12 protein-coding genes and 1 pseudogene are annotated in these 20,432 nt (G+C 71.2%); 2 read left to right on the top strand and 11 right to left on the bottom strand.

The window, feature by feature from the left end:
* Positions 1-15: 15 nt before the first annotated feature.
* Both DQ237_RS15235 and DQ237_RS15240 read right to left on the bottom strand, forming a co-directional pair.
* A complete protein-coding gene (locus DQ237_RS15235; protein ID WP_113800979.1) occupies positions 16-2,034 on the bottom strand; it encodes a hypothetical protein in 2,019 nt (672 codons plus the stop codon).
* Entirely contained in the window at positions 2,031-2,732 is a 702-nt protein-coding gene (locus DQ237_RS15240; RefSeq protein WP_113800980.1) for a hypothetical protein, read from the bottom strand. The genes DQ237_RS15235 and DQ237_RS15240 overlap by 4 nt, the downstream gene beginning before the upstream one ends.
* Positions 2,733-3,471: 739 nt before the next feature.
* Here DQ237_RS15240 and DQ237_RS15245 point away from each other — a divergent pair.
* Together DQ237_RS15245 and mobF are read left to right on the top strand one after the other, a co-directional pair.
* Complete coding sequence (locus tag DQ237_RS15245; protein ID WP_147251835.1) at positions 3,472-4,335, top strand: TetR/AcrR family transcriptional regulator; 864 nt, start codon at positions 3,472-3,474, stop codon at positions 4,333-4,335.
* Between the two features lie 903 nt (positions 4,336-5,238).
* Positions 5,239-10,731 carry a MobF family relaxase gene (gene mobF / locus DQ237_RS15250; protein ID WP_240619664.1) on the top strand — a complete coding sequence of 1,831 codons (5,493 nt, stop codon included), beginning with the start codon at positions 5,239-5,241 and terminating at the stop codon, positions 10,729-10,731.
* A gap of 397 nt (positions 10,732-11,128) precedes the next feature.
* On the opposite strand, the gene DQ237_RS15255 is transcribed toward mobF, so the two are convergent.
* The 9 genes and pseudogenes from DQ237_RS15255 to DQ237_RS15295 all read right to left on the bottom strand — a co-directional run.
* On the bottom strand, positions 11,129-11,566 hold the full coding sequence (locus tag DQ237_RS15255) for a Mov34/MPN/PAD-1 family protein (protein WP_166509638.1): 438 nt from the start codon (positions 11,564-11,566) through the stop codon (positions 11,129-11,131).
* Positions 11,567-11,601: 35 nt separating this feature from the next.
* The gene (locus DQ237_RS15260; RefSeq protein ID WP_113800984.1) at positions 11,602-13,437 is read right to left on the bottom strand and encodes a ThiF family adenylyltransferase; all 1,836 of its coding nucleotides are present in this window, start codon (positions 13,435-13,437) and stop codon (positions 11,602-11,604) included.
* 389 nt (positions 13,438-13,826) lie between these two features.
* The gene (locus DQ237_RS15265; protein ID WP_113800985.1) at positions 13,827-15,140 is read right to left on the bottom strand and encodes a hypothetical protein; all 1,314 of its coding nucleotides are present in this window, start codon (positions 15,138-15,140) and stop codon (positions 13,827-13,829) included.
* 3 nt (positions 15,141-15,143) lie between these two features.
* Positions 15,144-15,440 (bottom strand): hypothetical protein, encoded by a 297-nt coding sequence (locus DQ237_RS15270; protein WP_113800986.1) that lies wholly within the window; start codon positions 15,438-15,440, stop codon positions 15,144-15,146.
* 15 nt (positions 15,441-15,455) lie between these two features.
* Positions 15,456-16,016 carry a hypothetical protein gene (locus tag DQ237_RS15275; protein ID WP_113800987.1) on the bottom strand — a complete coding sequence of 187 codons (561 nt, stop codon included), beginning with the start codon at positions 16,014-16,016 and terminating at the stop codon, positions 15,456-15,458.
* The gene (locus DQ237_RS15280; protein WP_240619660.1) at positions 16,016-16,552 is read right to left on the bottom strand and encodes a hypothetical protein; all 537 of its coding nucleotides are present in this window, start codon (positions 16,550-16,552) and stop codon (positions 16,016-16,018) included. Before DQ237_RS15280 ends, DQ237_RS15275 begins: the two co-directional genes overlap by 1 nt.
* 17 nt (positions 16,553-16,569) lie before the next feature.
* A complete protein-coding gene (locus DQ237_RS15285) occupies positions 16,570-18,480 on the bottom strand; it encodes a type IV secretory system conjugative DNA transfer family protein (protein ID WP_113800988.1) in 1,911 nt (636 codons plus the stop codon).
* Between the two features lie 58 nt (positions 18,481-18,538).
* Positions 18,539-19,708, bottom strand: coding sequence for a M23 family metallopeptidase (locus DQ237_RS15290; protein ID WP_113800989.1), 1,170 nt, complete (start codon positions 19,706-19,708; stop codon positions 18,539-18,541).
* Positions 19,705-20,432, bottom strand: a pseudogene (locus DQ237_RS15295) (ATP-binding protein); the annotation flags it as partial. The gene DQ237_RS15290 and the pseudogene DQ237_RS15295, both read right to left, overlap by 4 nt.

The raw sequence follows: 20,432 nt of genomic DNA on the forward strand, positions 1-20,432 counted from the left end.
GGGCGGACATCGGGTTCACCAGACGAAGTCGGTCCCGGTGGCGACAAGCAGGTTGGTATCCGGGAGGACGGCGCTGAGCATCGGGCCGTGGGTGGTGGCCACCACGATCTGCAGATCGGTCTCCTCGGCGACCGCGGTCATGGCCTCCAGCATGATCTTCAGGTCTGCTTCGGGGATCTCCTCGGCGGCGGGCGAGTCGACGAAGAGCAGGCCCGGGTGACGACCGACGCCATCGCGGTGCCCGAGCTCGATGAGCGCGATGACGGCCGCCAGCTTGATACGCAGCTTCTCCCCGTTGGTCAGGCCGCTGTAGGTGGTATTCGCGCCGCCCTTGAGGACATCCATGTTGCCGTTGCCTTTGAGCTTGACCGACGTGATGTTGGTGGACCCGAATCGTCGAGCGAGTGCGGCGATCGCACCAGAGACCGACTCCAGCAGCGGCCCCTGGTCGTCCTTGACCCACCTCTTGGTCAGGTCCGACGCCGCGCCCAACACCATGAGCGCTTCGTCCGCGACCGGCGCGACCGGCCGCCCGTTGACGGCATCGCGGAGAGTGTCGAGCGCGCTCTGTGCCCGGGCGAGCTCTAGCTCTGCCTTCAGGCGCGCACGGGCGGAATCGATCTTCTCCCGACCCTTGACTGCCGCGTCTTCGGCTTCGCGTCGTTGCGCCTCGGCGGCCCGGTACTTCTCCCGCAGGCCCAAGACGCCCAGTTCGGCGTCGGCGACCGCAACTCGCAGCGCGTCGAGCGGATCGACGGCCTCGTCGGCCTCGGTGGTGCTGTCTGCCTCAGTAGCATCGCCGCCAGGGCCGCCGCTGCCTGGCTCGGGAAAGGTCACGTGCTCGTCCAACTCGAGCTCGTGAAGGCACAGGGAGCACTCGTGCGTCGTCGGCTCGGCGGCGTACCGTTCCGCGTCGACCCTGGTCGAGCACCGCGGGCACACAGTCGGCGTCATTCCGTTGAACAGCCGCCGCGCGACAGCGTCCTCGACGGCGGCCTGCTGACGAAGTTCCTCGACCCGGAGCTGGGCTCGGACCTCGGAGGCCGCGGTGTCGGCGGTCATGAGCTGCAGCGACAGGTTGTGCGCCTCCCGGGCCCGCTCGGAAGCCGCGGACGCGAGTGCGAACACGGTGTCGACGTCGGGGTCCTCCGGGTCGAATTCCTCAAGGACCTGTTTCGCGGCCGCTACCCGATTCTCGGCCTGCTCCAGGGCGGCAGCGGCTACAGAGGCCGCCGCTTGGCGCTGAGTCTTACGCTCGTCCTGCTCGAACGTCCGGGAGTTCAGAGCGGTGGCAACCTGCGCGTCAACCGGCGCCCAACTGGTGCCGACGAACATCTGCAGGATGCGGGTCTTCAGGGTGTTCTCGTTGCCGATGATCGGGTCGAGCTTGTCGGCGTGCACGGTCAGGGCCGCGGCGTAGGAGGGCCACGCGTGCTCGGTCTCTACACCGTTAGAAAACACCGAAATCGCGTCGAGGCGGAGCCGCTCGAGCATGACCGATCCCATAACGGACTCGAACTCGGCCTCGCCGGCGAACGTCCCGAGGACGGTCCGGCCACCGGAGGGTAGCTGTTGCTCCACCTTCCCGCCCGGCACACCGTCGGTTACGTCGAACTCGACGTACAACGGGACACCGTCGACGTGGAACTCGGCGTCGACGTGGTCGACCCAGGAGGCGACGTCAGCCTGGAGATGGCTGCGCCCGGTCAGCGCCCATATCGTGAGGTGCAGCACCGACGACTTTCCGCGAAGGTTCTTCTCACTGCCCACCCCGTTCACGCCGTCGCCCGGCGTCCAGTTAAGGTTGATGGGCGCGGTCTTCAGCTCGGCTGGCTCGGTCTCTTCGCCCGGCGTTTCGGAGTAGTGCTTGGTGCCGGTGACCTGGAGGCGGCGGACACGCAATCGGGCTGGCACGCCCCGCGACGCCGTCGAGGACACGTCCGCGTCGAGCAGGACCTTGTCGATGAGGTCTGGGTCGATCTCTACCCCGCGGCGCTGCAATTCAGCGAGGACCGCCTTACCGAGGATGGTCATGACAATCCTTCTGCGCCGGTAGCGCTGCCCGCCATTGTCGTCTTCATCGCGTCCAGGCGTTCACGAACTCCGGCGTGGATAGGCGCGATGTTCGTGCCGAGCTCGGTGCGCGCGTACTCGGCCTGCTCGTACTGGCGCTGCTTCAGCTTGCTGCCCACGTCCGAGCCCGCGACCAGGGCCACGAGCTTGACCTGGTCGGTGTACCACGACAAGACCGTCTCGGTCCTCAGGTCGTCGACGGCAGCCCGGCCGGCCTCGGTCAAGAAGAACTGGCTGCGGGCTGTCTTCCGGATGTTGCCCTTGCGGCGCACCTGCGCAAGTCCGTACGCGGACAGCATGGAGAAGGCATCGTCGATGGCCTCATATGCGCCGTGGTGCCATCGCGGCATCGGGTACCAGTGCAAGTCCGGTTCGGGACTCTCGAGTAGATTCTCGATCACCGGAACGTACTCGTCAGCGGGGAGCGCACCGGCTTCAACCATCGCGAGGAGTTCGCCCGCGAGGTAGTCGGGGTTCCTGAGCCAGAAGTCGAGGGCCTGGAGGCGTACTTCTGCCCGAATTACCGCGACGCACCCGTCAGGGTCGCCCTGCACGACCGGTTCGCCGCATCCGTCGAGGAGAACCAACAGCCTGACGGCGTGCTGCATGACACTCGGTGAAGGACGGACCGTCAGGTCGGCATCACCGGCCTGGCTCATCGCGCTCCTCCCTCTCAGGCAGCGGTCGGTCGGTCCGGGCAATGTATCGGGCGGCCAATGGCTGCGGGATGCGGGACGGAGCACACCCGTCCACATCATGAAATGACCCCAAGCTGGCGTGCTTAGAATGAAGCACAGAAGGCCCGGGCCGGCGTGAACGGCCCGGGCCTTCTGGTCTTGCGGACGAGCGCTCGTCACACTCCACGAGCCCGCCCCAGTCCTCCGTTGCTACGGACGACGAATCAGCCTCGGTGCCACGGGGTCCTGAAGACCTCGTTCCCGTCCATGTCGATCCCCAAGTGGATTTTCTCGTTCGCCTGCTTGTCCTGAACGATGAAGTCCTGGATCTGCTGGTTGGTGTCGCGGTGGAAGCCCTCCGTGACGCCAACCCACGCGTCCGGGTTGTTGTCCTAGGTGTCAAATCGGCCGTTGCTCACTCGTTTCACCCCCTCCCCTCGTCGGCGGGGCGGTCGCCCCTGTCCGGGTGACGCCGCCCGGAGCAGCCGTCTCGCCTGGCTGCGTGACGTGCGTCACTCTACCCGCACGTCCGGCAGTTGCAACACGGCGTCCCAGGTTGGTACAGATGATTACTTAAGATGCCGATCTCCCCATGTTGGGGACACGGTGGGTGAGCATTTGATCAAGGCGTGCCTGCCCGGAGAAACTTGTGTTCACGCGGAGCAAGGTGTAGAGCGAGCCGTTGTGCCCTTTTCGGGGGCGACACCTGAGGAGACATGACGTGGCAGCACCGCAGCGCTCCCGAGTCCTGCGGGCAGCCGGGGACGAGGATGAGTACGTCTCCAAGGTTCGGCGGCGAATGCTCGACGCCGCCCAGCGGCTCGTAGATCGCGCCGGCGGACTAACCGTCAGTCTGGAAAGCATGACCTTGGACCAGGTCATCAAAGAAGCTGGAGTGTCTCGCACATCGGTGTACCGCGAATGGGACAAGAAGGAAGACTTTTACGTCGACCTGCTGTGCGATCTCGCCGGGCCAAGCTGGCAAGGAACTGCCGCGTTCGATGAGGAGACCATCCGATTGGCGCGGAGTATCGTCGCCGAACGGATCGAAGAACTGCGCACCGAAGAGGGCCGTCGTCGTGTCCTGCGCGAAACGGTGAGAAGAGCGGCACGACAGAACTTCAATGCCGTTGTCGCTTCAAGTCAATGGCGCACTTACGTTGCCTTGACGGCTACCGTGATGTCTTTGTCTGATAATGAGGCGCGCACACGTGTCCGCGATGCCCTCCAAGCTGCTGAACGAGTCTTTATTGAGCGCATGAGCAATTTTTACGCCGACATGTCCATCATGTTCGGCTTTCGCCTGAAGAGCTACATCAATTCGTACGAAACGCTTGCTGCCGTTGGGGCATCCGTCGTTGAGGGCCTGGGACTCCGCCAGTCTTTAACTCCCGATATCGTCAATAGGCAGATTATGATTCCGGGTCCTGACGGGCCAGAGGAGTGGCATCTCGCCGCTCTCGGCTTCTTGGGAATTCTCGAACAATGCATCGAGCCTCAGCCCGATTACAACCCCGATGACGCCCTAAAGGATTACCTTAAGCAGCTGGCCTCGCGAGAAAAGCTCGTGTCGAGTGCACCTTGAATCAATAGCTACCGCTTCACAGAAGAGCCGATCGCGACGCGGGTTTCGGCCTCTTGCGGCGCTCCGCCGGTGAGGAGGGACCGCCCAACTTGCCGACCCGGACGACTCGATCGGCTTCCTCGTCGGCTGGCTGAGATTGCACCGGTGCTGCGGGAGACGCGCCCCCACGCAACCGCCGCCCGAGCCTGGCTGGGGAGCCCCTGACCTCTAGAGATATGTGCCGCGCGCCGACTTGTTGGCGAAGGCCAAGGCAGCGGCCGGTTCTGCGCTCGGTCACCTGCGTCCAAAATTTTCGTGCGCGTCACCCCGACATGCCCCCTCGACGACGTGCTCGCCGGAGGCCAGCGAGCGCCGGCTTCGCAAGGTCACTGGAGAACGTCAAGATCAAGTGCCACACACGTCTTGCATTTCGGTCGTTCGCTCCGTGACGGGCCGTGGGCGGGTGACGAGTGCCCACCGCGCCCCCCCGAGTCCGGGTGGCCTGAGGTGTGTTCGGCCGCACGCGACGGGTAAAGATGTGCCGCGGTTGGGGCCACAGACGGTGGGGTGGCGGTGAGCTGGAGTGAGTGGATCACCTGGGAGTCCTGCCCTCGCTGCGGGGAACGTGCGGCGGTCGGCTGGAACGAGGCGGGTGCCTTCGTAGATCCCACAGAGTTCGACTGCCTCAGTGGCTGTCGTCTCAACATCAGCGAGATGGTGCGGCACTTCCCGCCCAAGAGTTCCGGGCAAGACTCAGGTGCATAAGGGAGGCCTTCTCAAGGTTGGTCGCACATCCAGGGCTTCGTACCAGCAATTCCTGTAGGCCGACGGACGGCGGCGGATCGGTCCCGCGGCGCGCCACGGGGTTACTGGAGAAGTGCGGCAGCCGCAGTGGAGTCCACCCCCTTACGGTCCGCGGCCGTGATGACGCTGCACAAGCTGACCGCCGGGGACGGCTACACATACCTGACGCGGCAGGTGGCAGCCTTCGACGCGACGGAACGGGGTCACGCCGGCCTGTGTGATTACTACTCCCAGCGCGGCGAATCCCCAGGGAGGTGGACCGGCAACGGCCTGGCCGGGCTCAGCGGAGTGAGCGACGGTCAGCCCGTCGCCGAAGAGCAGATGAAGGCGCTCTTCGGCGAGGGGCGACACCCCGACGCCGATCGGCTGGCGAAGGAGGCCCTCGCCCGGGGACAGACGCCGCAGGAGGCGCGGGCGGCAGGAGCGCTGGGGCGGGCCTTCTACGTCTTCACTCCTCAAGTCGATGGCTTTCGAGCCCGCTGTGCGGAGGAGCTCGCCGCCTTCAACACTGCCCGCGGACAGCCGGCTACCGCCCCGGTTCCGGACGGCGACCGCGCGCGAATCCGCAGCGCCCTCGGCCACGCCATGTTCGCCGAGGCCTACGGCCGCGCACCGCGCGACGCCCGCGAGCTGTCGGGGTTCCTCGCCCGGGTCTCACGGCCGGCAACGACGGCGGTGGCCGGCTACGACCTCACCTTCTCCCCGGTCAAGTCGGTGTCAGCCTTGTGGGCGCTGGCACCGCGGGCGGTGGCCGAGCAGGTCGAGGCCGCTCACGCCGCCGCGGTCGCCGACGCAATGGCGTGGCTGGAGGAGAACGCATGCTTCACCCGGCTGGGCACCGACGGGGTGCGGCAAGTGGAGACCACCGGGCTGGTCGCCGCGGTGTTCGCCCACCGCGACTCCCGCGCCGGCGATCCCGATCTGCACAGCCACGTAGCGGTGAGCAACAAGGTGCAGACCCCCGACGGGCACTGGCGGGCGCTGGACGGGCGGGTGCTGCACAAGGCCGCCGTCGCCGCCTCCGAGCGCTACGACACCCGGCTGGAGGCACACCTGGTCACGCGACTGGGGCTCCGGTTCGCCGACCGGCCTGGCCCTCAGCCGGGACGGCGGGCGGTGCGGGAGATCGCCGGTATGGACGAGGGACTCCAGGCGGCATGGTCGTCGCGGCGTCGGGACATCGACGCTCGCCGCGCGGTGCTGGCCGGCGACTTTCAACGCGACCACGGCCGGCCGCCGACGGCGGTGGAGTCGATCGCGTTGGCGCAGCAGGCGACGTTGGAGACGCGTGGCCCCAAGCACGACCCTCGCTCCCTAGCCGAGCAGCGGGCCACCTGGCGGCGGGAGGCCACCGCCGTCCTCGGCGGCACCGACCGCATCACCCGGATGCTCGGCCGCGTATTGGGCGCTCGAGGGTCCCCGCGCCCGGGGCTCACCGAGGCCTGGGTCCGGTCGGCCGCCGTCCGGGTGTTGGACACCGTCTCGGAGGCGCGGGCCACCTGGCAGGTGTGGCACGTGCGCGCTGAGGCCGAGCGGGTCGTGCGGGCCGCCGCCCTGGCACCGGATGACGTGGACGCCGCGGTCACCCGGGTCACCGAGGGGGTGCTTTCCCCTGCTCTGTCTGTTCCGCTTGGCGAGTCGGATCCGGTGGTCGAGCCCCCGGAGCTGCGCCGCACGGACGGTGCCAGCGTCTACACCGTGGCGGGTGCTCGGCTCTACACCAGCCAGGCGGTGCTGGATGCCGAGGCGCTGCTGCTGACCGCCGCCGGCCGCAGCGACGGACGACGTACCGATCCGGCCACCGTGGAGCTGACGCTGCTGGAATCCACCGCCAACGGCGCCGAACTCAATCCCGGCCAGACACAGCTGGTCCGCGAGCTCGCGGGCAGTGGCACCCGGGTGCAACTGGCTCTGGCCCCGGCCGGCGCGGGCAAGACGACCGCGCTGGCCACCCTGGCCCGCGCCTGGACGGCCGGCGGTGGCACGGTGCTCGGCCTGGCGCCGTCGGCCGTGGCCACCGCCGGGCTGCGCGACTCCCTGCTAGCCCCGTGCGACACGCTGGCCAAGCTCATCTGGTGCCTCGACGCCGGACAGGCACCCGACTGGGTGGCCGACATCGGGCCGACTACGCTGGTGGTCGTCGACGAGGCCGGCATGGCCGGCACCCGCGAGCTGGCGCGCGCCGTCGAGCACGTCTTGCGGCGAGGCGGATCGGTGCGGCTGGTCGGCGACCACCAGCAGCTGACCTCGGTCGCCGCCGGCGGCGTGCTGGCCGAAATCGCCGCCAACCGCGGCGCAGTTACCCTCACCCAGTTGGTGCGCTTCACCGACCCGGCCGAGGCCGCGGCCACCGTCGCCGTCCGGGACGGCGACACCCTGGGGCTTGCCTTCTACCTCGACTCCGGCCGAGTGCACGTCGGGGACCTGGCCGCCTGCGCCGAGCAGGCCTACGCCGCCTGGGCCGCCGACTCCGCCCGCGGCATGGACGCACTGCTGCTGGCCGCCACCCGGGACCTGGTCACACAACTGAACGAGCGGGCGCGGGCCGACCGGCTGGCAGGCACCGCCTCCTCCCCTGGTGCAGAGGTCGAGCTGGCTGACGGCACTCGCGCCGGGACCGGGGACCCGGTGATTACCCGCGCCAACAACCGACGGCTGCCGATCACCGCCACCGAGTGGGTGAAGAACGGTGACCGCTTCACCGTCCGGGCCGTCGGCCGGGACGGCACCCTTGACGTGATTCACACCGGCACCGGACGGCGGATCACCCTGCCGGCGGGCTACGTCGCCGAGCACGTGCAGCTAGGCTACGCGACCACGGTGCACGGCGCCCAGGGCGTCACCGCCGACGTCTGCCACACCGTGCTCACCGGCGGCGAGTCGCGACAGCTGCTCTACGTCGCGCTCTCCCGCGGGCGCGCCGCCAACCACCTGTATGTGGCCACCGTCGGCGATGGCGATCCGCACAGCATCGTCACCCCCGCAGCCGTGTTCCCGCCCACCGCCACCGACCTGCTGGCCGGCATGCTGGCCAGTGACGGCGTTCAGACCTCCGCGGCCGGCGCCCGCCGGGCGCTGGCCGACCCGGCCGAGCAGCTGCACTCCGCCGCCACCCGGTACGCCGACGCGCTACGCGTCGCCGCCGACCACCGCCTGGATGCTGCGACTGCAGAGAAACTGGAGGACGCCGCCGAGCGCCTGCACCCGGGACTGAGCAGCGCGCCGGCGTGGCCGGCGCTGCGCGGACACCTGGCGCTACTCGCACTCACCGGTGCCGACCCAGTCGCCGCCCTGAGGACGACGGTGGAAGCGCGGGAATTGGAGACGGCGAACGACCCCGCTGCCGTCCTCGACCACCGGCTGCCCGAGTTCGGCCCCGTCGGCCCGCTGCCGTGGCTGCCCGGTATCCCGGCCGCCCTGGCCGACGATCCGCAGTGGGGTCCCTACCTCGCCGCCCGCGCGGATCACGTCACTACCTGCGCGGCACGAGTCGCCTCCGCCGTCATCGAGATGACCGCGGCCATTGCACCGGTCTGGGCTCAGCGCCTGCTGGACCCGGACTACGAGGCACTGCGGACCGATCTCGCCGTCTGGCGCGCAGCACTCGCCGTTCCCGACAGCGACCGGCGCCCCACCGGACCGCCTCGGCGGCCGGCTCCGGAACGCCGATCCCAGACGCGACTCGACGAGGCGGTGACCGCCGCCGCTCCCGCCCGGGACAGCTCGGTGTGGGCAGCGCTGGCCGACGGCATCGACCCCCGCATCCGACGCGACGAGCACTGGCCGGTCCTCGCCGACCGGCTGGCCGCCGCCGACCGCGCCGGTCTCGATGCCGCCGGCATGCTCGCCGCCGTCGCCGCGCAGCGCCCCCTGCCCGACGACCTGCCCGCCGCGGCCCTGTGGTGGCGGCTGTCGCCCCACGTTGCCCCGGCCACCGTTCCCGCGGCGCCGGGCGCGGCCGGACCGCGCCCGGACTGGTGCGCCACCCTGCTGGGCCGGCTGCCCGACGAACAGGCCGGGCGCGTGCTGGCCGACCCCGCGTGGCCGGCGCTGGTCGCCGCGGTCACCAACGGCATCCGCACCGGCTGGTCCCCCGCCGACCTGCTCACCGCCGCATTCGCCGGGCTGCCACCCGCGGTGACCGCCGACGCGACTGGGCTGGCCGAGGCGCTCGTCTTCCGAATCGCTGCCCTCACCGACCTGGCCCCGGTGCACCACCCCGAACCCCTGCCGGCCGATCTGCAGCCACCCGACGACGCGCACCTGCTGCCGCCCGTGCCCGCCCCCACGACCGCCATCGGCCTGGCGGAGGTGCCGCCCGGCGACGAGGACGCGCCGCTCGACCCCGACTACCACACCCCTCCCCCGGCGTCGCCGCCGCGGTACCTCACACCGGACCCGTTCACCCTCACCGGCGCGGTCGAGGCCGCCGACGACGCTGACTACCTGCTCGAGCAGCACTTCTGGGCCACCGCCGTCGTTGGCCGCGACCGGCTGATCGAACTCAACACCCAGGCCGCCGCCTTCTTCACCGACCGCTGCTCCACCTCCTGGGCACCCGGCTACCTGCGCGACCGGCTGGGCACCGACCTCGCCGGTGATCCTCGCTTCACCCCCGGCTACGCCCCCGCCGGCTGGACGGCGCTCGTGAATCACCTGCGTGGCCTCGGCGCCACCGATACCGAACTGGTCGGTACGGGACTGGCCCAGCGCGCCCGAACGGGTGCGCTGATCGACCGGTTCCGCGACCGGCTCACCTTTCCCATCCACGACGCCGACGGGGCGATCGTCGGCTTCATCGCCCGCCGCAACCCCACCGCAGCCGACGACGGACGCGCCGGACCCAAATACCTCAACACCCCAGGTACCGACCTCTACCGCAAGGGCGAGCACCTGTTCGGCCTCTACGAGACCCGAGCCGCGCTCGCCATTGAAGCCATTCCGGCTCTCGTCGAGGGACCGCTGGACGCCATCGCCCTCACCATGGCCGGCGCCGGGCAGACCGTCGGCGTGGCCACGCTCGGCACCGCCCTCACCGACCGGCAGGCCGACCTCCTCGGCCATTACATCCGCGACGACGGTCCGGGCATCCTCGTGGCCACCGACAACGACCTGGCCGGTCAGCGCGCCGCCGAGCGCATCTACTGGCAACTCACCAGTCGCGGTGACGCCCCGCGGCGCCTCGCCCTACCCGAGGGACTCGATCCCGCCGACCTCGTTCACCGTGACGGCGCCATCGGGCTGCGGACGGCAATCGACTCCTCACGCAGCCTCGCCGACATCCTGCTCGCCGCCCGCATCGGCTCGGCTTCGCACGAAAGGAGCGACTCGGACATCCATGCGGCACTGCGCGAGGCCGGCGCGATCATTGCCGCCCTGTCACCCGGCCGGTGGCTGACGCACATAGACCGCGTCACCGAGGTGCTCGGCGTGCCGCCCGGCACCGTCCACAAGGCCGTACTCGGCGCCGACTCCAACACCTCGGTGCCTCGCAGGAGCACGGCTGCTCCCGAACGAGCGTCCCGCCCGACGCCTACACGCGAAAGTTATTCACGGACAGCCCTACGGGACAGGTGCCGTGAGGCAACTCGCCCAAAGGGTCTTTCCCGGTGATGGTTCGGCGAGCGGCACATGATCACAGTTGGTCGGACGGAACTGCCTTCGGTTGTTCGACTGGCCAGAAAGGCCGGGGATCCGTCGGCACAGATTGGCATCCGCTCGCCTCTGGGTTGAACACGTCGGCCTCGCCGGGGCGTTCGCTCCGCGCGTGGTCTCGGCGACGCCGACCGAAGGACCCCCCGGGCACGACGATCGTGGCTGGCGTCAGCTCGGGCTAGGCCTGGAATGGGTCACAGTGGTGGGCCAGGGCTGCTCGCCGGGCGCGTTGAGCCGCTGGCATTCACGAGGCTCATGGCCAGCAAGCGGGTCGCGCGCTCCGAGGTTTCGTCGATCGCGCCCGTCGACGAAAACGCGTTCTGTCTCGCGATGTCGGTGATGGCGCGGCTCGCGGCTACTGCCAAACGTGCAGCGTTAAGCGGGGGGGAGGCCTCCGCCGGCTGATCTGTTGGCGGACGACGACCTGCCACATCGGCCCGCCGGCCAGCAGTGCCATCACTGGGTATGGGGCGCGGGCGTCGGCGTGGGCTGCGATGCGAAGCAGGGTAGCCCGGTCGGTGTTGCTCAGCCTTGCTGTGCCTCGTGGGTGGGTGTGCCAGTCGCCGAGGAACTGCAGCCGCCGGTCTGCTTGCGCGTACGCCTGGGCGAGTTGCGCCTCCTGCCACGCCGTGTCAGGGGTGAACGAGGTGGGCTGGTGGGCGGCGTCCGGGCCGGGGCCGATGACTCGGCTGATCAGCACGCTGCCAGGGCGGGTAGACCAGCCGAGCAGCAGCCCGCCGGTCTCCAGCGGGAACGCCCGCTGCGCTTCGCGGAGCGCCTCCTCCAGGGCCACACCGGCCCACCAGATGTGTCCGGTGCGACCGAACGTCAGTGCTCGCCGCCGCATGATGGGTGGACCGCCAACTCCAGGCCTGTCCACGCGGGCGGGACCGGCACACCGTCATGGGTGCGCAAAGCGAGCATGTGCAGATCATGGCCGCTGTCGAGGTACCCGCCGGGTTGGCCGGCCAGCAGCGTGGCGACAGCTATGCGGGCGGCGTGCACGGCCACCTCGGCGATGTCGAATCCCGTTCCGGTGAAAGTCGGGTCGGCGCAGCCGACCGGCTGGACGCCAGCGGTCGCCGGTGCGGCGGGAGGGTCCGGAATCGAGTCGTCCTCCAGGCCGTACTCCAGACACGCCCAGCACGCGGCTCCCGGCGTCGGGCGCAGGCGGACGATTCGGCCGCCCCAGCCGCCGTTGGTCGCCGACGCCGCGAGGTAGGGCTTGCCACGCCGACGCGCCAGCCAGGCGAGCGCCTGCTGGAGCCCCTTCTCCGCGGTGCAGTCCACGACGAGGTCGACCTGGTCGATGACGTCGTTCCAGATGTCGATCTCGTTGCGCTCGTCTGGACTCCGCTGGGCGCGCGGAGCGCCGAGTGAGTACCCCGCCGTAGAGACGATCACCTCGGGTGCGACGCGCAGCGCGATCTGCGACCCGACGGCGGCCTTGCTCCAGCCGACCATGTCCAGGTGCGCGGCGTGCCGGACGAGGTTTCCCGGCTCGAGGTGGTCACGATCGACCACGGTGAGCTGCCCCAGGCCGGCTCGCGCCAGATGTTCGACGACCGTGCCGCCCAACGCGCCCACGCCGAACACGGCGACATGACGGGCGCGTAAGCCGGCCAGCTCGGGGACCCGGTCGGCCATGTCGGCCCGTCCGGCATACCCCGCGCGGACGAGGTGGGTCGTGATCCTCCCGGTCGGCGCCTGCGGGCGGCGATTGCGGCCACCGGTTCGCGGCGGCTGCGGACGTGCGCCGCCCTGGCGAAGGCGGACGAGGAAGACCCACCCGTCACCGGTGCCCCGGTGAACCCGCTCCTCCGGGAAGGTCAGCCCGACGATCTGCACGTCCCACCCCGGGGCCGAGCGTGGGGCCGGCTGCCACCCTCCGTCGAACAGGTCCGGGACGACCTTCTTGGCCGCCTCCAGGAACGCCGCCGGGGTGTCGGCGTGCACGGGAGCGTTCAACCGGGCCCAGCGCCCGGTGTACGGCAGCGGGAACCGGTCCGGGTTCTGGCCGGAGAGCCGGCCGACGGGCAGACCGTGCTTGTCGGCGATGGTGAACGCCGCGCCGTGCAGGAACCCGATACCCGGCGGATTGTCGACGCCCGCCGGGTCCAGGCGGTGCAGCCTGAGCTGGAGCCGCCCCTGGGTCGCCGCCGCCGGCAGCGTCCAGGTGCTGTCCACGAGGATCATCGAACCGGGTGCGAAGCAGGTGTAGTAGTCCGTCCACGGCTCGGCCTGCGCCTGTTCCACCCCCGACATGGCCGCGATCTCCTCCGCCGAGGAGGTGGTGGCCTGACCGGCGGTCAGGGTCCTGGGCAGTTGGGTGGTCAGCAGCCACGCGAGGGTGTCGCCGGTGCGCCACAACGCCGTCGCTCGGCCGAGCAGGCACAGGTCCCCACTGAACGGATGGACGTGGTGCGTCATCGTCGCCGCGTCCGCGCCGGTGAGACGGACCGACGGCCGGACGAACGGGTACAGGTCGGGGAACGTGACAGTGAGGTCGGTCGGCTGACCACCGATGGCGGTGACTCGCAGCTGCACGACGCCCGCCGCGCGTGCGCCCTCGTCGATGACATGGCGAACCCCGGCCGCCTCGAGGCGCTCGAGCTCGTTCTCGAGGCGGCCGGGGAACTCCTCCCACCAGGGACGCGCGCTCAACCGACCGGCCGGTCCTTCGGCGGACGCGGCGGGTTCGGCGGGCCCGGGGGCGGCCCGGGCGGCGGCTTGGGGCTGTGCGGGTGCTCCGGGTGCTCCGGGTGCTCCGGGTGCTCCGGGTGGTCGGGCTTATGCGGCTGCCCAGGCATGAGACTCCTCTCGATCGGCGCCGTGACCGGCGACACAGCAATCCTCTCAGGACCCTCCGACAGATCCGGTGCCTAGGCTGCCCAGGAGGAAGGCTTGAGTGGTTCGCCACCCGCCCCGTCCGAGAATCGTCGACGCCAAGACGTGGTCTTACGCTGGACGATGCAGGCTCCATGGAGCACTGGCAGCCGGTCTAACGGCCCTGCATTGCTGGCCAAGTGGGCTCTCCTCCCGCGTGAGGGCGACTATCGGGACGGCGGGATCTGTCGCGGCGAATGGAGCAGCCGGGTCCCCGTGCTGTCGCGGTCGACGGTGCGGGCGCGAGTGAGCAGGCGCTCGGCGTCGCCCGGCACCTTCGCTCCCCAGTCCCGCCGGTCGGTTTGATGCCGTTGCACCACTGCCCCTGTCCCGGTGACGCGGTTCAGCGCATCGGCCAGTCCTGTCGACAGATCAGCAGCCCGACCGACGACCTGCCGGAGGTCGTCGAAGTCGGCGCCGCTGGCCCGCACGTGCCTTCCGGCGATCACCGCTTCGATTCGCTTCTCGGGCATGGCCTCCATGCGTGGCAGGTCTCGGGCGTTCGCGAACAGCTGACCGGTGCGGGACCAGTGCTCGACCGCCATCATGAGGCGGTCAGCAAGGACCGGCATGTGGCTCGCGACCTGCTGGACCGAGGCCACGTCCGCGGGCGTCCTCTGGCCGTGCTGCTCGCCCATGTCGGCGGGCGCGCCGACCTCGTTGCGCAGGGCGCGGAGGAGCGCCTGCGACGACGCGACGACGCCTCCGCGGTCGCCGGGCGCTCCTCGGTGACCGTCGTGGAAGACCGTGCTGGCGCGACCGGCAAGTTGCCAGGCCAGCCCGGCGACCAGCGGCGGTCCGGCGTCCCTTCCGGTCATGCCCGCCGCGAGGGCGGCGTAGCGACTGGTGAGCTCGGCGGCGGCGACGGCAGCACGGAAGTCCCGAAGTGTCAGGTCGTCGGCTCGCTGTGCACGGTCGAGCGCAGACAGGAGGCCGGCGGCGGCATTCAGGACGGTCACCTCGGCCTCTCCTGACGGCGGGCCAGGCAGGGGAACCAGACGCTCGAGCACCACGGAGGCCGCGGCGGTCGGCGGATCGGCCTGCGCGTCACGCTCAATGGTGGCGGCCCACTGGCGGACGACATTCAGCTCAGGAGCTGCCGCCTCCGGCAGCAGACGGCGACCGAGCCGTGCGCACTGGTCGGCGACCTCGGCCACCTCGACGGTGACCGCCCAGCGGAGGGAGCGGCCCATGACGGACCGGTCGCGGCCGATGAGGTCGGCGGTGGCGCCGGCGAGGTCGGTGAGCGGCCCGCCCCTGTGCGGCCACAGTCGGCCGGCGGTCATGCAGGCGGCCGCGAGCGCGGTGACGTTGCGCTGCCGGTGGCTGTCGCCGGGGGTGAGCCCGTCTTCGGCCAGTCCGGACAGCGCCCGGCCTAGGTGAGCCACTGCTCCGCTGGCGTCCTCGATGGTCGTCGCCGCGGGGCGTACACCGGCGCTAGCGGTGAGATCGTCGAGCAGCTGTCGCAGGGTGGTGACCACCGTTCAGCCCAGCCGTCGCAGGGCGTGGCGGGCGGCCCGCGCGGCGTCGAGGACTGGTGTGCTGGCGAAGGCCTGCTCGTCGAGGAGGCCGAGTGCGCCCATCGCTGCGCGGATGCTGGCGGCGGGGTCGCCGTCGATCAGCGGGACGGGTTGGGCGCGTCCGCCGGCGAGCTCGAGGAGTTCGGCGGCGTAGAGGCACTCCAGTGCGATGTCGGCCGGCACCTGCTCCCTGTCGGCGCCGACGGCGTCGAGCAGGGAGGCGGCGTAGCCGAGCGGGTCGCTGACCGTGTCGACGGCCATGGGGCACGTCCTTTCTCAGGGGTTGTCTCTGCCGACGCTTGCGTCGCCGCGGTGGGCTGCAGGGCTGTTGGGGGACATCTGTGGAGGACCGTCCGGTCTGTGTGCGCTCGAAGGGCGGTGATCGGTGGCGCCGCGCGTGGGAAGGGCGGCGACGCAGTCATCGAGCAGCCGCCAGTGCAGCTCGCGAGCCGGGTGCCGGGTGGGCAGCGGAGCGGCGGCGGCCAGCACAGGCAGCCGAGCAGCGACGTCGTAGCCGGCGGCCGCGGCACGGGCGAGGGCGGCGGCCAGTGGCAGCCAGTCCGGTCCGCGGACGAGGCGGGCGTCGATGCCGGCCACCAGCTGCCGCCAGGCCGGGTCGGTGGCTGCGTCGTCATCGCCGTGCTCGGGTTCGCTCTCCAGGTCGGCGGCGATCTGCAGGATGCGCGTGGCGATCGCGCGGCGGCCCTCGGCGGTCGCCGCGTCGCACCAGGCGGCCACCAGCTCTGGAGTGTGCCGGACCATCCAGGCGCGGCTGATCCGCACGCCGTCGAGCATCGACACCCAGTCGCCGCGGTCGGACGGGAAGGCGATGGGCATCACTGGCCTCCTGCCGCTTCGGGGGCGCGGCCGGTCGCGGTGGCGCCGAGGTCGCCGTCGAACAACGCTCGACGCGCTGCGGTCGCCTGCGGGCTGTCGTATTCGGCAGCCCAGGAGCGGGCGGGCCAGTCGGTGTGCCGGCCGGGTGGACAGCCGATGCCGATCCGCTCGGCCAGGCGGGCGTGGAAGGCGGGCAACGCGTAGCGGTGCCACTCCTCCAGCGCGTGCGGAGCCGCCGCGTCGCCGGCAATGGCGCGCAGGCAGGCCAGGACCGCGAGTTCCTGCACGAGGTGGGGATGGGCCGGCCAGCACGAGGGAACGGCCTGCGTGGTCTGCCAGGCGTAGCTGCGGTTGAGCCAGGCGACGACGTCGTCCAGCCACGGCCACAGCCGGGTGCGCACATGAGCCGAGCAGGTCGCCGGGTCCCAGGGCCGGTCCAGCAGTCGCAGGCCGGGGGGCTCGAGGCCGGCGTCCTCGGCCTGCCGGAGCTGCTCGAAGGCCCGGCGGATCTCCCGCGGCGGCGGAGGGAATGGCATGGCCACGAGGGAGGCGGTCATCGAAGGCCCCGCTCGACCGGGGTGAGACCTGTGCGGTGGGCAGCGGCGTGCGCGCGACCGGTGCGCTCGACCATGCTGAGGGTGTGCTCGCGGGCGGCAGCGACACGGTCGCGGGCCGAGGCCTGTGCGGCGAGCAGCTGCGCGCCGCGGCGTCCGGTGAGGCAACGGGTCAGCCCGGCGATCAGCGGTGGGGCGTTCTCCGCGACCACGAGGGCCCGGCCGGGCGGCAGCTGGCGGATCTCTTCCGGGCGCAGCACGGGCACGGTCTCGCCGTGGGTGGATCGGGACCATCCGGTGCCCCGGTAGCTGTAGGAGGTGCGCCGGACCCGGGTGCTGCCCAGCAGCTCGGAGAGTTCGCGGTAGAAGCCGCCGTCCTTGCCGCCGCCGAAGGCGACGAGCACGTTGGTGAGCCCGAACAGGGCGCGGGCCTCGTCCTCGCCGTAGATGAGCACCAGCTGCCGCCACGTCTGTGCGGCGTAGAGGAAGCCGACCCCGAGGGCCCGGTCGTTGGCCATCCGGGTGCGCAGCGTGGGCAGCGGCGCGGTGGAGGGCAGTTCGTCCAGGCAGGCCAGCAGCGGTGGGCACAGCCGCCCGGTCGGCGCGTCGCCGGCCAGCTGGAGGGCGGTGTCGAGGACGTGCTCGGCCAAAGCCGTCATCAGCGGCGCCGCCGAGGCATAGGGATCTTCGCGGCCGAGCAGATAGACGGTGCCGCCGGCGGCCAGCAGCGCAGCGATGTCGGTGGCCGGCCGACCGGGCCCGGGAGTGCACCGGCGGCGGATGTCGGCCTGGAAGAACAGGGTCAGCGCCTGCTGCACCGTGGTGGCGGTGTTCCCGGCGGTGCGCGGGTCGCCGTGGAGAGCACCGTGCAGCAGCCCGTCCCAGAAGGGCGCGGCGTGCGGATGAGCGCGCAGGACGTCGGCCGGCTGGGTCGCCCCCTGAGGGTGAGCGGCCCATTCCAGGACGTCCTCGATGGTACGGCCGGTCAGCGCGGCGGCGTGCAGGTAGCCCTGGAGCACCTTGGCGGCTTCGAAGGCGTAGAAGCGGGCCGCCGAGTCGGTGGTGCCGCCGGTGACCGCACCGGGAACCGTGCCGGCGGTGAATGCTTTGGCGCGGCGCTCGGCCGTCATGGGATCCACGCAGCCGGCGACGGGGTCCCACACAAGCTCCGGCAGTCCAGGAACCGCTCCAAAAGGGTCGAGCACGGCGACCGGACGGTCGCCGGCGGCGCGGGCGTCGACCGTGAGCAGCAGATCCTCGGCCTTGGTCAGGGTGACCAGCGCCGCGCCGGGCGCATCGAGCAGAGCAGGAGCGAGCAGGTCGAGGGTCTTGCCCGACCCCTGCGGGCCGTAGACGCCGGTCGTGCGATCGAAGGGCACCCACAGCTGCCCGGCGGCGGGGACTGCGGCGTCGCCCAGCCGCCATCCCACGTCCGTGTTCACGACGCGGTGAGGGCTGCGCCGACGAGCCGAGGTCAGGTCGGGACGGACGACGGGGCCGACCCGGCGCAGCCGATCACTGCCGAGCACGTCGGCGACCTGGCCGCGGGTGGCCATGCCCGACCGCCCGGTCAGCCATCGGTGCCCAGCCCAGGCCGCTCCCCCGCTGCCGCCTACGAAGAGTGCGAGGCACCCGGCGATGGCGGTGTACACAGCCGCGGACGGCGGCAGCGCCGCCGTCTGCGCGGCGTCCAGCCCGGCGGTGGGCTCAGCGGTGAGCAAGCCGCCGACGGAGGCAACCAGGGCGGCCGACCCGTGCGGCCATACCCAGCCGCCGCCGGCCAGCAGTGCCGCGGCTGCGCGGCCGGCGGGCAGCAATAACGCGGCGGCCGTCACCCACACCAGGGCGGCGGCGAGCGGGATCTCCCAGCTGGTGGGGCCGACGTCGGGCCGCGCCCGGCCGGCGTTCATCGCCGACCGCCTGCGTTCACGTGGTGCATGCCTTCTCCCTCATTGCAGTCCAGGCGGCTCATCGGGGATCGGAGGCGTGCAGATCGACGCCGCGGTCGGCCAGCCACGGGACCGGGTCGAGCGGCGTGCCGTCCTGGCGGACCTCGAAGTGCAGGTGGACACCGGTGCTGTTTCCCGTCGAGCCCTGAAAGCCGACCAGCGTTCCGACGGCGACGGGCTGGCCGGCGGTGACCGTGTAGGCGGAGAGGTGCCCGTAGCGGGTGGTCACCCCGTCGCCGTGGTCGAGCTCGACCAGGTTGCCGTAGCCGGCGAGGCTCAGACTGCCGTCGCGGTCGCAGTAGTCGCTGGTGCACTCGGCTCGAAGCACGGTGCCGTCGGCAGCGGCGTAGACGGGGGTGTTGCGGGGGCCGGCGATGTCGACTCCGGCGTGCAGGGTGCCCCCACGGGGCCCGTAACCGGAGGTGACGGTGTCGGCGGTGGGCCGGATCCACGATCCGGCTGGGACCGGGAGGCCTGGGCAGACGCCGGCCACCGCGCCGGCGGGGGCGGCCGCTGCGGCCTGGGCGGTCGGCCACAGCATGGCGGTCAGCTCCCGGGCCAGCGGCGCCCAGCGGGCGTAGGCGCCGCCGGCGGCGGAGATCTGCACGGCCTGGGCCGCCTGCGTGAGCGGGATGGTCTGCCAGTTGGGCACCTCAACCAACCGCGCGTAGAAGGCCTCGGCGGCGTAGACGGGGTCCATCAGCTCGGCGACGGTGCCCCAGCCGGCGAGCCAGCGCTGCTGGAAGGTGTTGACGCTGTCGTGGTCGGAGCCAAGCCCGTCATGCGGATAGGTCAGGCTGGTGGCGGTCACCGCGGCCTGTTCGGCGGTGAGTTCGGGGCTGCTGCCGTCGTTGGCCAGCATCCGGATGCGGGACTCCTGGTAGGCCGTGGCCAGCGCCACCGTGGCCGCGTACGCATCCAGCCCCCGCGCGGCGGCGACGTCGGCGATGGTCTGCGCGTGGCCCATCTGGACGGCGTCCAGCTCGATGCCGGCGACGGTGGCGCCGGTGCCGCCGATCGAGCAGGCCGACGACGCCCCCGCCGTCGATGCCTCCGGACCGGCGAGAACCGCGAGAGGGATCAGCAGCAGCGTCAGTACGCAGAACATCGGGACGGCGACGGGAGCGGCGACCTTCCACAGCCACCGCTTCGCGTACGCCCGCGCCAGTCCTTCCGCCGTCCCGCTCATGCCGGAGGTCCTGTCAGGGCCTCGTTGGTGTCGGTCAGGGCCAGCTCGGGGGCAGTGAGGACGGTCTGCACCTTGAAGGTCCGGTCGCCGACCAGCCACAGGGCACGGCCCTTGCCGGCGATCGCCCAGCCGGTGACCACCCGCTGGGCAATCGGGGTTAGCCCGAGCATGCTGCCGAGCTCGTCGGCGACGGCCTGGTCCTGGCCGTGCAGCACCTTGACGTCGCACAGGTGCAGCAGGTCGCGGGCGATGGCGACCGCCTGGGACGTGGCGTCGCCGGCGGTGAGCATGTCCGAGGGCTTGTGCGCGAGCAGGATCTGCACATCGGCGTCGCGGCGGGACAACCGCAGGTTGGCGTCCAGGCTCTTCATCGCCTCGGCACCCAGGCGCATCTGCCGCCACGTCTCGTCGCGGATGACGATGCGCAGGTCGCCCGGGTCGGCGATCTCTCGCATCGCCTGGCCCCAGGAGTTCAGGCAGGTCAGCGCAATGCCGACGGCCTGGTCGCCGAGCGGCTCGAGGCGGGACAGCGACAGGGATTGGATCGGGGCGCGCCAGTCGACGTCGATCGACGTGTGGTCGTCGAACAGCCCGGCGAGGGAGCCCTTGACCAGGGAGCCGAGGGCGTCGCGCAGGGTTCGGGTGGCGTCGAGGAAGTGCCGCCGGTCGGCGTAGCGGCAGGAGGCGACGAGCTCGTCGGTGGGCTCGTCCAGTGCCCGCCACA

Origin of the sequence: Blastococcus sp. TF02-8 (assembly GCF_003319175.1) — a bacterium.
Lineage (GTDB): Bacteria > Actinomycetota > Actinomycetes > Mycobacteriales > Geodermatophilaceae > Blastococcus.

Coding starts and splice junctions, on each gene's coding strand:
- DQ237_RS15235 (WP_113800979.1), bottom strand. CDS start 2,034: ATGACCATCCTCGGTAAGGCGGTCCTCGCTGAATTGCAGCGCCGCGGG.
- DQ237_RS15240 (WP_113800980.1), bottom strand. CDS start 2,732: ATGAGCCAGGCCGGTGATGCCGACCTGACGGTCCGTCCTTCACCGAGT.
- mobF (WP_240619664.1), top strand. CDS start 5,239: ATGACGCTGCACAAGCTGACCGCCGGGGACGGCTACACATACCTGACG.
- DQ237_RS15270 (WP_113800986.1), bottom strand. CDS start 15,440: ATGGCCGTCGACACGGTCAGCGACCCGCTCGGCTACGCCGCCTCCCTG.
- DQ237_RS15275 (WP_113800987.1), bottom strand. CDS start 16,016: ATGCCCATCGCCTTCCCGTCCGACCGCGGCGACTGGGTGTCGATGCTC.
- DQ237_RS15280 (WP_240619660.1), bottom strand. CDS start 16,552: ATGCCATTCCCTCCGCCGCCGCGGGAGATCCGCCGGGCCTTCGAGCAG.
- DQ237_RS15285 (WP_113800988.1), bottom strand. CDS start 18,480: ATGAACGCCGGCCGGGCGCGGCCCGACGTCGGCCCCACCAGCTGGGAG.
- DQ237_RS15290 (WP_113800989.1), bottom strand. CDS start 19,708: ATGAGCGGGACGGCGGAAGGACTGGCGCGGGCGTACGCGAAGCGGTGG.